We start from the raw sequence: 15,055 nt of genomic DNA, 5'->3' as shown, positions 1-15,055 counted from the left end.
TTACGTAAGTTTGGCTGACGATTTTCAATCGAATAAGTGTGCAGAAAGACAGGTCCGTCAGATGCGTGAGTTCTACACGATTACCGAGCTGACGCGGGAGTTCGGTATCTCGACCCGAACGCTACGCTTCTACGAGGATGAAGGCCTGATTTCGCCTGTCCGGCGAGGGCGTACGCGCCTCTTCCGACCTGCCGACCGCCACCTTGTGCGTCAGATCATGCGCGGCAAACGACTGGGGTTTTCCATCGCGGAGATCCGCGAGATCGTGCAGATGTATCGGGACCCTCCGGGCGAGGTCGGGCAACTGAAGCAGATCGTGACCAAGATCGAGGAGAAGCGCGACGAGCTGCGTCAGAAGCGACGTGACATCGAGGAGACGATTGCCGAACTCAATGCCAGTGAAGAAGCCTGCATCGAGCGGCTGGCTGAGCTGGGCGTGAAAGGCTAGGCGCCGCCGCGCGGCGGCTGTTCCTCTCTTTTTCAGAACCAGCGCGAGATACGCTTGCTGTAATGCCGCCAGGATTTCCCAAAACGTGCGGCGAGATACCGTTCTTCCGGTATGATCTGGAGCTTGGTAACCGCGAATCCGGCGAGGACGGCGAGAATCGGAAACCAGAAATTGTTGAAGGCGAAGCCAAGGCCGATCAGGATGATCGTATTGCCGAGATAAATGGGATTTCGGCTGATCCGGTAGGGGCCGCTCGTGACCAGCTTCGCCGAGCCGTGCATTGGCGAGACGGTCGTCCCGTGCCGGTGCAGTGTCCACATCGCCAAGAGGTCCAGTCCGAGGCCCATCACGACGAGAAGCCATCCAAAAGCTGCAAGAACGGGCACGAACGAGGCGGGTAGAATCGCAAGCGGCGTCAGAAATCGGCCCAGGACATAGGCTGTAACGCCGGCGATCAGGGCGATCACGGGAGGCCATGGGAATCGTGTCGGAGCTGATTGGCCCGCTGGCGTTTCGACTGAAGATTTGTGTTTGGAGCGGGCGGATTTCGATGAATTGCTCATCGCGTCGAGTCCTCTTCCTGGGTGTCGTCAGCGCCGGATGGAGAGCCGTATAATTCCGTGTCGACCTCTCGCATGCACTGATTTCTCTGCTGATCGACCATCTGCAATTGCTCGTCTGTCAGAGAATCAAGGGAGGCTCCACGATAAAGAAGGTCTTCCTCGTCCATGGCTGACAGGATGCAGCCGCAATAGCGCGTGCAGAAAGCTGCGTCCTCGGACTGCGCCAGGCAACTGCGTTCGCACGGGGCCCTTACGTCCGCGATCGAGATGCCTGGCGGGACCAGAGTCGCAGCCAGCCAGACCAACGCCAGCAGAACCGGCTGGTGGATAAGATAGACAATCAGGGAGTGCCGTCCGGGCACCGCAAGCCAGTTTGGCAGGCTGCGATCGAAAGTGGTTTCGGAAAAGCGCCGAAACCAGCCGCGATCTCGGCCGATCCGCCCGAACGCCATCCCGAACAGAAACACGCCAAACCAAGGGAAGAGCGGAACATAATCGTTCGAGACGCGCGGTGTCTCTGCCAACCCCAGCCATAGAAGGGGGCCCGCCGAGAAGAACTCGGAACGGAAAAAGTGTGGCAGCGCTAAAAAGAACACCGCTACAGACACGGTAAGAAGCGCGTTCAAATGGAGGAAGGCGAGACCGAGAAGCGAAGCGAGCGCGATCAGGTGCAGAATGCCGAAAAAGATAAATGTTTCGGGAAATGCGATGAGGGTTGCGATTGTAACGAGGACGGCAGCGACAATGATCTGCAACAGGCGCTTGCGATAGGAGGGCCAGCGTATCCCTTCGCCATGGGCCAGGACGAGTGAAATGCCCGCCAGAAAAATGAAGCTGCCCGCGATCATCCGCGCGAAGACGATCATCCCGGGGCGTTGAGGAAGGTCGATCGCAGCATAGCCGAAAATCGCCAGATCCCATGAAAAATGGTAGATCGCCATGGCGATCAGGGCGATCGTACGCGCCACATCGATCGCATTTACGCGCGGCACCCGCTCAGCGATTGGACCCGAATCCATAGAAGCTCCCGATTGACCGCCGCGACAGGCAAACCATGGCTCGCCTTATCGGGTCAAGCTGGCTCTCTTATCCCATCTATGACGGCGTTGTGCTCTTTGCGTAACAGACATGATGTTTTTGCAGAGGTATTGGCTTTCAATACCTTATAACAACACTTCCGGCGACGGCGCGGCTTTATTGTGGCCGAATTGGGTCGCCTCACTTGCGTTCACGGATTTGTTACCATAATGTTTGGTTTCTCCGGTGGGGGCGCTTTCGCAGGTGAATGCGTATGCCGGATTCACAAAAACGGGGTTTCACATCTGAATGGATGAAAATGTCCAGAAGAGCTGCTGGGGCGTAACCGCTTGGGCAGTGGCAGCCTTTGCGACGGTGATCTTCGTCGCTTGGCTTGTTGGTGGCGCAGAAGCAACCATCCTTGCAGCCAACTGAAAACAGACCTAGCTGTCAGAAATCATGAGTTTCGAAAACGCCGGCCGGGAGCCGGCGTTTTCATTGCAATCGCCTGAAACGACTGAAAGCACAGCATGACGTTGCATCTCATCAAACTCTGCGTTGGTGTGGATAGCGTAACGCAATTGCGTGATAGCATCGAAAGCCGGTTGCAGGACCGGCGGCGAAGAGGTGTTCCGGTCGAGCAGATCCATGTGACCCGGATGATGCCAAAGCGGTCAGACGAGATTCTTCAGGGCGGCTCGCTTTACTGGGTCATCAAGGGGGCGGTGCAGGCCCGCCAGAAGATTCTTGAACTGCGCGCGCTCTCCGACACGGATGGGCTGAAGCGTTGCGGTATCGTTCTCGAACCGGTTCTGCATCCCGTGCGCCCCGTTGCCCGCAAAGCCTTTCAGGGCTGGCGATATCTTGATGCCGAAAGCGCTCCCGCCGATCTTTCCCAACACATTGACGATGATGTGCCGCCAGAATTGATGGCGCAGCTTGTCAGTCTTGGTCTCGTTTGAGCGGGCTGGAACAAGCGATTCTCCTTGGTAACCTTTTGTTACCCATCTTTCTCTAGCGTTTCTTTACCAATGGGAGCTTGAGAAACGCGATGTTCGGTCGGCAGAGGGTGCAGGCGTCGGGTCGAAGCGGGGCGGCGCATCTTCTTGTCTGCGGCAATGAGAAGGGTGGCTCCGGCAAATCGACGCTCGGAATCCATATCGCGACCGATCTACTTAACAGAGGGCTGCGAGTCGGCATTCTGGATCTTGATATCCGTCAGCAGACAATGGCGCGCTTTTTCGCTTACCGGGCGCGGACAGCTTCGATAAAGAAACTGGCCCTGCCGATGCCGCGCGTCGAGATCTTGCCGGCTGTCCGTCGCGAGCGGGTAGCCGACGTGGAGCATGAAGAGCGATGCAAGCTTTTTCGTCTGCTGCTCGATCTGCGTAATGACTGCGACATCGTGATTGTCGATACGCCTGGCGCTTCCACCAACCTTTCCGATATCGTGCATAGCCAGGCCGACACGCTTATCTCGCCGATGAATGACAGTTTCGTCGACTTTGATGTTCTTGGTTCCATCGACCCAGTGACCGGCCAGTTCGGCGGAACATCCCATTATGCCGATACGGTCCGTCATGCGCGCCGCGAACGGCGCCATGCCGATGGCGCGATGCTCGACTGGGTGATCGTTCGTAACCGGCAGGCGACCTTCAGTTCGCGCAACGAGCGAAAGGTCGATAATGGGTTACGGCAGCTGGCCATGCAGATGGGATTTCGGCTCGTCGATGGTATCGGGGAACGGGTCGTTTTTCGGGAGCTTTTTCCGCTTGGACTGACGGTTATGGACTCCGCTGTCCTCTATGACCTCAACGTCTGCAGCCGCACCAGTCCGTCGCATTTGGCGGGCAAGGCGGAGATCGAACGGCTCGTAAGAGCGCTGCGTTTGCCACTCGAGGCGGAAGGCGCACAGAGGGCTGCCATTCGTCGCGAGCTTGGCCGTCCGAATGAGTTCAGAACCCGGATCGCCGAACTGCTTCACTAGATTCAACAGCTCAATAAAAACCCGGCAGAGTGCCGGGTTTTTGAGAATCAAGGCGAAGGTTGGTTCAGACACGAAGACCGATCGCCGGCTTTCCCTTTGGGCCCTGAACACGCAGCCGAATGGCTGTTGTGGGCATGGCAACCCTTCTGCTGCGCGAAGCATGAGTGAGGAGGACGCCGACGATCTCCCGCGTCCGGGTCTTTCCGGTGCCTACTTCCGCCAGATGGCGCGCCGCGCGACGAAGTGAACTGACGGCAGCATCCTTGTCGTGGATTTTCTCTGACGGGCTCTGCTGGACGAGCTCGTGATCGTTGCTCTGTGCGTGCTGCATCTTCATGGATGCGTACTCCTTCGACTGGATACAAACCGGAGGCGCGATGCCAAAGGTATTCGAAACGGGGCCTATTGCTGGACGGCGTAGCAGGCGATGTCCTGGCGCTTCAGGCCGGAACAGGTCGACCAGGCTTCGGACTTGCCGCCAAATCCGGCGAAGCGGACCCGGTGATATTCGGTGCCGTTCTTGACGAACGGAACGGTGAAACCCTGCCGCTTTCCAAGAAGACCGGCGGCACGGGCCTGCATGCGGTCAATCATGTCGCGCGCCTGCTCCGGGCTACCGACGGATGCCACCTGCACGACCCATTCACCTGTGGGGACGGTCGATGAGGTCTTGATGCTGTCGATTTCTACCGAAGGGCGCGGGGCTGCTGAATGCTGCGGAAGCGCCTTTTGTGGCCTGGAAACCGGGGCGTAGGCCGAGGCGGGTGCCGGCGGCAGCTTCGGTGCCGCGGCCACCGCGACCACCGAATTGGACTGAGCGATGACCTGCGGTTGGCGAAGCGCTGGGTTGCGCATCGGTACCGGCAGCTTGCCGGGATCGATCATCGCGATCGTGGCGCCCGCATGGACGTTGGCCGGGTTGGCTCTCGCCACAAGCGATCCGGCACCGCTGCGCGAGGCCTTTGGCAGGTAGCTGTTGATCAGTTTGGTCATCTGGGCATTGCGAGACGCGCCCGTGCGGCCGCCCATGACGACGGCGACGATCGAGCGGCCATCGTCCCGAACGCTGGATACGAGGTTGAAGCCGGAGGCCCGCGTGTAGCCAGTCTTGATGCCGTCAACGCCGCGGATGCGGCCGAGCAGCTTGTTATGGTTGCCGTGCCTTGCGCCCCGGTAGGAAAAGCTGCGGGTCGAGAAATAGGAGTAATATTCCGGAAAATGCTCGCGTAGCGCGATGCCCAGCCGAGCCATGTCGCGGGCGGTCGTCACCTGCTTGCTGTCGGGCAACCCGTGCGGGTTGCGGAAGACGGTGCGTGACATGCCGAGGCCGCGGGCCTTGGCGGTCATGATCTTGCCGAACTTGCTTTCACTGCCGCCGAAATATTCGCCAAGGGCGCAGGAGACATCGTTGGCGCTCTTGGTGACAAGCGAGAGGATGGCGGGCTCGAGCTTGATCGAACCGCCCGGCCGGATGCCAATTTTTGTCGGCGGGCGACGCGAGCAATAGGCGCTCATCGGGATCTCGGTATTCTTCCCGACCTTGCCGGCCTTCATCGCTTCGAAGGTGATATAAAGCGTCATCATCTTCGTAAGAGACGCCGGATATCCGATCGAGTCAGCCCGATGCGAGTAGAGGGTTTCGCCCGTTTTCGCATCGACCACGATACCGGCATATTCTGCGGCGTAGGACTGAACTGTACCGGAAAGAACCACCGACGCCGCGATGGCGGTGACTGCAGTCAGACGGCGGGCGAGGGGGCTTGGGGACGGTGGCAAACGCAAAACTTCACCTGTGCATCAATGTTCCGGGCTGGCCCAACGGGTGAGAAGTGGGGACAGGCCAACCATCGTCAGCACTATCGATAGGCCAAGCGTCCTTTCGAAATCGTTTAAGCAAAACCTCAATCTCAACAGTCCGTCCCATATCGAGACACTGACGTTGGGGAAAATATTTCGCGGCGCCATTGACATTTTGTGCACTGCACAATAAGTCAGTCGGCAAGTGATCAAGGGCCTCGAAGCCCTGACACGAGGAACGAGTGAGAGGAACACAGATGTACCAGAACTTCGAACAGATTAACGCCGCTTCCAAGGAAGTCATGGACAGCCAGCTCGCAAGCGTCGCCGCCGTCTCCAAGTCGATGCAGACGATTGCTACAGAGACCGCCGATTACGCGAAGAAGTCGATGGAGATGAATGCCTCCTACTTCGAAAAGCTGATGGGCCAGAAGTCCCTGGAAGGCGCCATGGAAGTGCAGTCGGAATACGCCCGCACCGCTTATGAAAACTTCGTTGCCGAAAGCAAGAAGTTCGGCGCGCTCTATCAGGATCTGGCCAAGGAAATGGCCAAGCCGATGGAAAAGGCCGCCGCTCAGGCGAAATAAGCGACTTGCAAAACCGCCCGCCGTAGCAAGGCGGGGATGGATTTCTGTTTGACCCGCCGGTTTTCCGGCGGGTTTTTTGTTGGTTACGACGACTGTTCTCTTTGCCGTATCAGCCTCGCTCTTGTCCTCTATTGCGTATGTGGGACGCCGTGCGTGTCGCGTGCCTGGTCTCCAAGCAGGTGCTTGTGTGACCGTGATAGAGAGACCGGCGAGTGGTCTCTTCCAATTCCGCGCTTGAATGGTGGGCGAAGGGGCTTAAACTCCGTCTGGAAATACCTATCTGATTTGCGAACGCAAATGCAGCGACGAGGTACATCAACTGGCATGACGCAAGGGCTTCTCGGCGGCAGTCCATTTCATCTTGGTCCAGAGGACAATTCCGATCACGGTGACGAGGGAACCGGCCGTGGCACGGCCGTTATTACCCGCACCAAGGCGAAGACCAAGCGGCCGAACCTGTATCGGGTGCTCCTTCTCAATGACGACTACACTCCGATGGAGTTCGTGATCCTTGTGCTCGAGCAGTTCTTTCAGATGGACCGCGAGATGGCCACAAGGGTGATGTTGCATGTTCACACGCAGGGTGTGGGCGAATGCGGCGTCTATACGTTCGAGGTTGCCGAAACCAAAGTCACGCAGGTGATGGATTTTGCGCATCAGAACCAGCATCCACTGCAGTGCGTGATGGAAAAGAAATGAGGACTTAGATGCCGGCATTTTCCGATAGTCTAGAGAAAGCCATTCATGACGCGCTGACCTACGCGAATGAGCGCGAGCATGAATATGCAACGCTTGAGCATCTGCTTCTGGCGCTGATCGATGATCAGGACGCTGCGGCCGTGATGCGCGCATGCGGCGTGGAACTGGATGAACTACGCAAGACCGTCACCGATTACGTCGATCATGAGCTCGATAATCTGGTCACTGGCTATGATGAGGATTCAAAGCCGACCACCGGCTTCCAGCGCGTGATCCAGCGCGCCGTTATCCATGTTCAGTCATCCGGCAGGGACGAGGTCTCGGGCGCCAATGTTCTGGTCGCCATCTTTGCCGAGCGGGAAAGCCACGCGGCCTATTTCCTGCAGGAACAGCAGATGACGCGCTACGACGCGGTCAACTTCATCAGTCACGGTATCGCCAAGAAGCCGGGAGCGGCTGAAAGCCGGATCATCAAAGGCGCAACCGAAGACGCGGCCGATGCGGATGGCGATGATGAGGCGGGTGCCAAGAAGGGGCAGGACGCCCTGACGGCCTATTGTGTCAATCTCAATGAGAAGGCTCGCGACGGCAAGATCGATCCGCTGATCGGCCGCAAATCTGAGATCGATCGGACCATTCAGGTGCTCTGCCGCCGGTCCAAGAACAATCCGCTTTACGTCGGTGATCCCGGTGTCGGAAAGACGGCCATCGCGGAAGGTCTCGCCAAGCGCATCGTGGAAGGCGATGTGCCGGAGGTTCTCGCTGAGGATACCGTTTTTTCGCTCGATATGGGCACGCTCCTGGCGGGCACCCGGTATCGTGGCGATTTCGAGGAGCGGCTCAAACAGGTGGTCAAGGAGCTGGAAGAGTTTCCCGGCGCGATCCTTTTCATCGATGAGATTCACACCGTTATCGGAGCTGGTGCGACGAGCGGTGGGGCCATGGACGCGTCCAACCTGCTGAAGCCGGCTCTTTCCAATGGGTCGATCCGCTGCATTGGGTCGACGACGTATAAGGAATATCGGCAGTTCTTCGAAAAGGACAGGGCGCTCGTCCGGCGCTTTCAGAAGATCGACGTCATCGAGCCGTCTCTGGATGACGCCATTGCGATTATGCGCGGTCTGAAGCCTTACTTCGAGGACTTCCACAAGGTTGCCTATACCGATGAGGCCATCAAGGCATCGGTTGAACTGTCCAATCGCTACATTACGGACCGCAAATTACCGGACAAGGCGATTGACGTGATCGACGAGTCAGGCGCTGCCCAGAAACTGCTTGCCAAGGAAGAGCGTGTCGAAACGATCGATGTGGATCAGATCGAAGCGACGATCGCGACCATGGCCCGCATTCCGCCGAAAACCGTCTCGGCGGACGATGAGGCCGTTCTCGCCAATCTGGAGAAAGAGCTCAAGACGGTGGTCTACGGTCAGGATCTTGCAATCGAAGCGCTTGCCAGCTCAATCAAGCTGGCGCGTGCCGGGCTGCGCGAGCCTGACAAGCCGATCGGCTCCTACCTCTTCTCCGGTCCGACCGGCGTCGGCAAGACCGAAGTTGCAAAGCAGCTTGCCTCATCGCTCGGCGTTGAACTGCTCCGCTTCGATATGAGTGAATATATGGAGCGGCACACGGTCAGCCGTTTGATTGGCGCCCCTCCCGGTTACGTCGGGTTCGATCAAGGCGGTCTTCTGACCGACGGTGTCGATCAGCATCCGCACTGTGTCCTTCTCCTTGATGAGATTGAGAAGGCTCATCCGGACCTGTTCAACATCCTTCTTCAGGTCATGGATCATGGCTCGCTCACCGATCATAACGGCAAGAAGATCGACTTCCGCAATGTCGTACTGATCATGACGACCAATGCGGGCGCAGCGGAGATGAGCAAGGCGGCGATTGGCTTCGGCTCTTCGCGGCGGACAGGCGAGGACGAGGAGGCGATCAATCGTTTGTTCACGCCGGAATTCCGCAACCGTCTGGATTCAATCATTCCGTTCGGTCCGTTGCCGGTGCCGGTCATCCATCGCGTGGTCGAAAAGTTCGTTATGCAGCTCGAAGCGCAGCTGACCGAGCGTGGCGTGACCTTCGAACTCACGCAGGATGCCATCGAATGGCTGGCCGACAAGGGCTACGACCAGAAGATGGGAGCGCGTCCACTCGGCCGCGTCATTCAGGAGCACATCAAGAAGCCGCTGGCGGAAGAGGTTCTGTTCGGAAAACTCAAGCATGGCGGGACCGTCAAGGTTTCTGTTGAAGAGAAGCCGGACGGCAAGAAGGGCCTGAAGCTGGAGAGCATTCCGGACGATACGCCCGTTGCGCCCCGTAAGGATGGCGACGATCGAGCTTCCGAAGAGACAGCTTCCGACTCGGATGCCTGACCAGACCTCAATGAAGAAAAGGCCCGCTATTGAGCGGGCCTTTTTTTATAACAGTATGTTGAGCGTCAGTCTTAAAGCTGGCTCTTAATTTTTTCGGCGTGCGTTTTCAGGAGTTCGGGATCGGCCATCTCGCCGGCGTGGCGACGCAAGGAAACCCCCTCTTTCATCGGAATGATGTGGATATGGAGATGCATCACCGTTTGCCCGGCTGCGACCTCGTTGAACTGTGAAATGCGTAGGCCATCGGCATCGAAAGCCTTCTTCGCGGCTTTGGCGACTGTCTGCGTTACCTTGATGAGGTGGCTCAGCGTGGCCGGATCGGCGTCCAGCAGATTGCGCGAAGGCTTTTTCGGCAGGACGAGGCAGTGGCCGTCTGCGCTCGGCATAACGTCCATGATCGCGATGCACTGATCGTCCTCATAGATCTTGTTCGACGGGATTTCGCCGCGGAGAATCTTTGCGAAGATATTGTTTTCATCGTAGGCGGCTTCAGTTTCGGACATCTGCATTTCTCCCTCGTTTATTCCATCCAGACTGTATCGCGGTCTCAACCCGGCTTTCGATCTGGCATCGTATCGGCCTTATACGGCGAGTGACGTTCCAGAAGGGCCGCGATGGCAGCCTCGTCCTGGCGCTCGTTGTCCAAGTAATCCGCGATGGCCTGACGTAGCCCCCCATGCCGCAGATAGTGGGCGGAGCGTGTGAGAACCGGCATGTAGCCCCGTTGCAATTTGTGCTCTCCCTGGGCGCCGGCTTCGACAGTCTCCAAGCCGTGCTGAATGGCATAGTCGATGGCCTGATGGTAGCAGAGCTCGAAGTGAAGGAAGGGGTGGTCTTCGACACAGCCCCAATGGCGCCCGAAGAGCGTCTTGCATCCGATAAAGTTGATTGCGCCGGCGATGCGGCGCTGGTCGCGTTTCGCGATTACGAGCAGAATATCATTGGCCATACGCTCACCAATGAGCGACCAGAACTCACGGTTGAGATAGGGACGGCCCCATTTGCGGCTTCCCGTATCCATGTAGAAGGTGTGGAAGTCGTCCCAGACCTCTTCGGTCAGATCGCTGCCCGTGAGCCACTCGATCTCGATATTATCCGCAAGCGCTTCGCGCCGCTCCCGCTTTAAGGCCTTCCGTTTACGCGATGCCAAAGTGGCGAGAAAGTCGTCGTAAGTGCCATATCCACGGTTCGGAAAATGGAACTGAATGTCCTGGCGCTCCAAAAAACCGGCTTCAAGAAGCGCAGTCCGATCGGCCTTCTGAAGGAAGGTGACATGGGCCGATGAAAGTCCGATCTGGTCGCAGGCGGAGCGAAGGCCGTGCGCGAGCAGAGGTCGATACTCGTCGGCCCCATCAGCCACCAGCAGCCGGGGCCCGTTAGCGGGGGTGAAAGGATAGCAACTCTGCAGTTTCGGATAATAATGGCCGCCTGCTCTTTCAAAGGCGTCCGCCCAGCCATGGTCGAAGACATATTCGCCCTGGCTATGACTTTTCACGTAGGTCGGTATCGCACCAAGGAGGCCGCCACTCCCGGTCTCGAGGCGAAGATGGCGGGGCAGCCATCCGGTTTCATCCGATACGCAACCACTCTCTTCCAGTGATGACAGGAAGGCATGGGAGGAAAAAGGATTGTAGCCGGCGCTTCCGGATGTCGTGCCAGTTAGTCCTCGCCATTCTTGAGGACTGAAACCGCCCATGCCCTCGACAAGGCGCAAGGCAACATTTTCACCGTCGGCGGGAGGCGGGGATTGATCGGACATGCGCGGAATATGGGGCTTTTCTTGCCCGAGGTCAGGGGCGGAAACCTTCGAAAGTGATTTGATCGCAATATTGCCGCGCCCGGGCGGCGGTTTGCGCGTTCCTCACGGTCCAGCAGAGGAGGGGCAGGCTGCGCTGACGCACTTCTGTGCAGAAGGAGTTGTCGATCTCCTCAACTTCAAAGGAAACAAAGTCGATGACGTCCAGCAATCGCCGGTGCTCGCGAAGATCGCCAGGGCTGCTGCCCGCGGCGGTCAGACCGATCGGGAAAGACGGCCGGAGCGATTGCAACTGCCGCACCTGTTCGTGCGAGAAGCTCATCAGGGCGACCTGATCCGGGTAGCGCTTTACGAGATCGGCCACGGCGGACGGTAGTTCATCCGCAGTGGGGCCATCCGCCTTCAGTTCTATGAGAAGCGGCACCTTTCCGCCGATAAGCGACAGCAGGGACTCCAGGGACGGGATGTGCTCGCTGGATCCCGCTACGGGAAGAGAGTTTGCTTGACTGGAGCCGATCGCCGCGAAGTCGCCGGTCTCGGCTGTCAGCCTCCCGAGTTCGCGATCATGAAAGACCATAGCGACACCATCGGCGCTCAGACGAACATCGCACTCAATGCCGTAGCCTGCTTCCATCGCAGCGGAAGCAGCGCCAAGGGTATTCTCGGGTATCCCTGAGCCAACATCGTGAAGGCCGCGATGCGCGATCGGACGTTCGGTCAGAAAGGCGCCGGCAACAGCCACGGAATCATTGATCGCTTTTCAGAGAAAAGATCGCCTCGATCTCCACCGAAGCGTTGAGCGGCAAAACCGCCGTGCCGACGGCTGCGCGCGCATGCTTGCCGATATCCTCTCCGAGGATTTCGACCAGTAAATCGGATGCGCCATTGGCCACCAGATGCTGACTCGTGAACTCCGGCGCGGACGCGACGAACACCCCGATCTTGACCAGGCGTTCGAGCGAATCGAAACCGCTCAGTGCGGATTTTGCCTGAGCCAGGATATTGATGGCACAGAGCTTCGCCGCATGCTGTCCCCGATCAACATCCGTGTCTGTCTTCAGCAGGCCGGTCTCCGCCACCTTTCCAGCTTCCAGAGGGAGTTGGCCGGAGATGTGGAGAAGGTTGCCGGTCTTGACGGTCGCGACGTAATTGGCGACGGGCGCTCCGGGTGCGGGCAACTCAATGCCCGCGTCGGCAAGGCGTTTTTCGATGGCGTTGGTCATGGGGCTCTCGATTCTGTTTCAAAGCCAGCATAGGGCGGACTATAAATTGGAAAAGGATTTCTCGATCATGATTCTACGTCTTGGTTTCGCTATCTCCGTCGCGGCGATCATTGTACCGACGATGGCTGGCGCTGCCGAACTTGCGTCGCATCGCGCCGTCTATGACATGGAACTGATCGAGGCGAGCGAAAAATCCGGTCTTACGGGTGTTCGCGGACGTATGGTCTATGAATTTCGCGGGAGCGAGTGCGAGGGCTATGCGGTCCGGTTCCGTTCAGTCGCAGCCTTTGGCAGCGAGGTGGGGGAGCAGGTCATCGATCAGCGGGCGACGACGTTCGAGAATCCGTCCGAGGAGCGGTTTTCCTTCACGACGCAGACCTTCAACGACAACGAACTGGACAAGGAAGTGAAGGGCGAGGCGACGCGTCAGGCCGATGGGGTATCGGTCTCATTGTCCCAACCCAGCAGCCAAGCGGTGGACCTGCCCGAAGCCTTCTTTCCGGTCAGTCACATGCAGGATCTACTACGGCGCGCGCAGGCCGGTGAGCGAATCTACAAATCCACTGTCTTCGACGGCACGGAAAATGGAGATCAGGTCCTTCTGACGAATATCGTAATCGGCGACAAGGTGGATCAGGCAGCGAAAAGCGATGGCGATTCCGCCGATCTCGGACCGTTGGCCGATGGCGCCTTCTGGCCCATCTCCATGTCCTATTACAACATTTCACGGCCAGCCAGCGGCGAGGACGAACCGATCTTCCGACTGTCCTTCGACCTTTACGTCAATGGCGTCTCTCGCGATTACGAAATGGACTACGGCGAATTCACCGTTGGCCAGAAACTTGTCGAACTGGATGCACTTGAAACGCCTCCCTGCAAGGAGAGTGGCGAGAAGTGAGCCTCGTCGCCTGACTTCCCGCTCTCTGGATCTAGACGTCCAGCATCTCTTCCGAAGCGAAGGCGGCATTCTCCTGAATGAAGCGGAAGCGGGCTTCCGGCTTGGTTCCCATAAGCGCGTCGACCGCGCTCTTGGTCGCCTCGGGCTCCGACTCGATTGCGACTTTCAAGAGCATTCTCGTCCGGGAATCCATGGTCGTTTCCTTCAACTGGTTCGGCATCATCTCGCCGAGACCTTTGAAGCGCCCGATTTCCACCTTTCCCCGACCTTTGAAAACCGTTTCCATCAATTCCGCACGGTGCGCATCATCGCGTGCATAGTAAGTCTTGCCGCCCTGGCTCATGCGGTAAAGCGGCGGCACGGCCAGATAGAGATGCCCGTTTCGGATGAGATCCGGCATTTCCTGATAAAAGAAGGTGATGAGAAGAGATGCGATGTGTGCGCCATCCACATCGGCATCGGTCATGATGATGATGCGCTCGTAGCGCAAATCATCGTCGCGGTACTTGCTTCCCGTGCCGCAGCCGAGTGCCAGAACAAGGTCCTGGATCAGCTGGCTGGCCGCGGTCTTGTCTCGTCCGGCGGAAGCGACATTCAGGATTTTGCCGCGCAGGGGCAGGATCGCCTGGCTGGTGCGGTTGCGAGCCTGTTTGGCAGAGCCCCCAGCGCTGTCGCCCTCCACGATGAAAAGCTCGGCCCCAGCAGCCGCGTTTTGCGAACAGTCCGCCAGCTTGCCGGGCAGCCTGAGCTTGCGCACGGCGCTCTTGCGGTTGACTTCGCGTTCCTTTTTCCGGCGAAGGCGCTCTTCCGCGCGGTCGATCACCCACTCCAGAAGCTTGTCGGCTTGGGCCGGTGATGCGGTCAACCAATGATCGAATGCGTCACGCATTGCGTTTTCGACGATTCGTGAGGCCTCGATCGTCGACAATCTGTCCTTTGTCTGTCCGACAAATTCGGGCTCGCGGATGAAGACCGACAACATGCCTGCCGCGCTGAGCATGACATCATCATTGGTCACGATGGCAGCGCGCTTGTTGCCCTTCAATTCCGCGTAGGCGCGCAGGCCCTTGGCGAGCGCTGCCCGCATTCCTGCTTCGTGTGTCCCGCCCTCAGGCGTCGGAACAGTGTTGCAGTAAGAGTCCAGAAAGCCGTCGCCGCCGTGCCATGTCACCGCCCATTCGACACGGCCATGGCCACTCTTCTTTTCGCTGAGACCGGCGAAAATCTCGTTCGTGACTTGGCGCTCCTTGCCGATCGATGCTGCGAGGTAGTCTCTCAGTCCGTTTGGAAAATGGAAGGTATCAGAAGACGTTGCTAGGGATTTCTCATTCAGAAGTTCAGGCGCGCAGCGCCAACGAATCTCGACACCGCCGAAGAGGTAGGCCTTGGAACGAGCCATGCGGTAGAGGCGATCGGGGTCGAACTGCGCATTGCGTCCGAAGATTTCCGGATCAGGATGAAACCGCTGCTTTGTACCTCGCCGATTCTGCACCGGTCCGAGGTCTTCTATGTCCCCCTGCGGGAGACCTTTCGAATAGGTCTGGCGGTAAAGGCGGCGTCCTCTCGCGATTTCCACGGTCAAATCGTCGGACAAGGCATTGACGACGCTGATACCGACGCCATGAAGTCCGCCGGAGGTTTCATAGACCTTGCTGTCAAACTTTCCGCCGGCGTGCAGCGTCGTCATGATGACTTCGAGGGCACTCTT

15 protein-coding genes and 1 pseudogene (1 of these 16 only partly in view) are annotated in these 15,055 nt (G+C 58.3%); 7 read left to right on the top strand and 9 right to left on the bottom strand.

From position 1 onward, the window contains the following. Positions 1–61: 61 nt before the first annotated feature. Positions 62–448, top strand: a complete 387-nt coding sequence (locus D8780_RS06755; protein ID WP_121644913.1) for a MerR family transcriptional regulator — start codon at positions 62–64, stop codon at positions 446–448. 32 nt (positions 449–480) lie between these two features. On the opposite strand, the gene D8780_RS06750 is transcribed toward D8780_RS06755, so the two are convergent. Both D8780_RS06750 and D8780_RS06745 read right to left on the bottom strand, forming a co-directional pair. After that, positions 481–915: a methyltransferase family protein gene (locus D8780_RS06750; RefSeq protein WP_210209458.1), complete on the bottom strand. Its 435-nt coding sequence runs from the start codon at positions 913–915 to the stop codon at positions 481–483. A gap of 92 nt (positions 916–1,007) precedes the next feature. Next, positions 1,008–2,030: a heparan-alpha-glucosaminide N-acetyltransferase gene (locus D8780_RS06745; RefSeq protein ID WP_121644911.1), complete on the bottom strand. Its 1,023-nt coding sequence runs from the start codon at positions 2,028–2,030 to the stop codon at positions 1,008–1,010. Positions 2,031–2,558: 528 nt separating this feature from the next. Here D8780_RS06745 and D8780_RS06740 point away from each other — a divergent pair. Both D8780_RS06740 and D8780_RS06735 read left to right on the top strand, forming a co-directional pair. Beyond that, positions 2,559–2,990: a DUF1489 family protein gene (locus D8780_RS06740; protein ID WP_121644910.1), complete on the top strand. Its 432-nt coding sequence runs from the start codon at positions 2,559–2,561 to the stop codon at positions 2,988–2,990. An 89-nt stretch (positions 2,991–3,079) separates the two neighbouring features. After that, on the top strand, positions 3,080–4,015 hold the full coding sequence (locus D8780_RS06735; protein WP_121644909.1) for a division plane positioning ATPase MipZ: 936 nt from the start codon (positions 3,080–3,082) through the stop codon (positions 4,013–4,015). A 64-nt stretch (positions 4,016–4,079) separates the two neighbouring features. On the opposite strand, the gene D8780_RS06730 is transcribed toward D8780_RS06735, so the two are convergent. Continuing rightward, entirely contained in the window at positions 4,080–4,352 is a 273-nt protein-coding gene (locus D8780_RS06730) for a hypothetical protein (protein ID WP_121644908.1), read from the bottom strand. A gap of 65 nt (positions 4,353–4,417) precedes the next feature. Further along, entirely contained in the window at positions 4,418–5,797 is a 1,380-nt protein-coding gene (locus tag D8780_RS06725) for a D-alanyl-D-alanine carboxypeptidase (protein WP_121644907.1), read from the bottom strand. A 272-nt stretch (positions 5,798–6,069) separates the two neighbouring features. On the opposite strand from D8780_RS06725, the gene D8780_RS06720 reads away from it, so the two are divergent. The 3 genes and pseudogenes from D8780_RS06720 to clpA form a co-directional block, all read left to right on the top strand. After that, positions 6,070–6,399, top strand: a complete 330-nt coding sequence (locus D8780_RS06720) for a phasin family protein (RefSeq protein ID WP_121644906.1) — start codon at positions 6,070–6,072, stop codon at positions 6,397–6,399. A gap of 324 nt (positions 6,400–6,723) precedes the next feature. Then, complete coding sequence (gene clpS / locus D8780_RS06715; RefSeq protein WP_121644905.1) at positions 6,724–7,098, top strand: ATP-dependent Clp protease adapter ClpS; 375 nt, start codon at positions 6,724–6,726, stop codon at positions 7,096–7,098. Between the two features lie 8 nt (positions 7,099–7,106). Beyond that, a pseudogene (clpA, locus tag D8780_RS06710) lies at positions 7,107–9,422 on the top strand (ATP-dependent Clp protease ATP-binding subunit ClpA); the annotation flags it as partial. 119 nt (positions 9,423–9,541) lie between these two features. Here the strand turns inward: clpA and D8780_RS06705 are convergent. The 4 genes from D8780_RS06705 to D8780_RS06690 are packed head-to-tail and all read right to left on the bottom strand — an operon-like array spanning position 9,542 to position 12,449. After that, positions 9,542–9,973 carry an HIT family protein gene (locus tag D8780_RS06705; RefSeq protein ID WP_121644903.1) on the bottom strand — a complete coding sequence of 144 codons (432 nt, stop codon included), beginning with the start codon at positions 9,971–9,973 and terminating at the stop codon, positions 9,542–9,544. 44 nt (positions 9,974–10,017) lie between these two features. Continuing rightward, entirely contained in the window at positions 10,018–11,229 is a 1,212-nt protein-coding gene (locus D8780_RS06700; protein WP_121644902.1) for a GNAT family N-acetyltransferase, read from the bottom strand. Positions 11,230–11,260: 31 nt separating this feature from the next. Continuing rightward, positions 11,261–11,968, bottom strand: coding sequence for a glycerophosphodiester phosphodiesterase family protein (locus D8780_RS06695; protein WP_158598455.1), 708 nt, complete (start codon positions 11,966–11,968; stop codon positions 11,261–11,263). Between the two features lie 4 nt (positions 11,969–11,972). Then, the gene (locus D8780_RS06690) at positions 11,973–12,449 is read right to left on the bottom strand and encodes a RidA family protein (RefSeq protein ID WP_121644900.1); all 477 of its coding nucleotides are present in this window, start codon (positions 12,447–12,449) and stop codon (positions 11,973–11,975) included. A 67-nt stretch (positions 12,450–12,516) separates the two neighbouring features. Here D8780_RS06690 and D8780_RS06685 point away from each other — a divergent pair, with 67 nt between their 5' ends. Then, positions 12,517–13,347, top strand: coding sequence for a cell envelope integrity EipB family protein (locus D8780_RS06685; RefSeq protein ID WP_158598454.1), 831 nt, complete (start codon positions 12,517–12,519; stop codon positions 13,345–13,347). Between the two features lie 31 nt (positions 13,348–13,378). Here the strand turns inward: D8780_RS06685 and parE are convergent, their stop codons facing one another. After that, a protein-coding gene (gene parE, locus D8780_RS06680) for a DNA topoisomerase IV subunit B (protein ID WP_121644898.1) crosses the window boundary here: on the bottom strand, positions 13,379–15,055 show its 3' portion. The gene runs 399 nt beyond the window's last position; only the last 1,677 of its 2,076 coding nucleotides appear in the window; its start codon lies off the right edge, out of view; the stop codon is at positions 13,379–13,381.

The organism is Notoacmeibacter ruber, assembly GCF_003668555.1.
Lineage (GTDB): Bacteria > Pseudomonadota > Alphaproteobacteria > Rhizobiales > Rhizobiaceae > Notoacmeibacter > Notoacmeibacter ruber.
The sequence above is the reverse complement of the archived record's forward strand: the minus strand, read 5'-3'. Positions and strand labels throughout refer to the sequence as shown.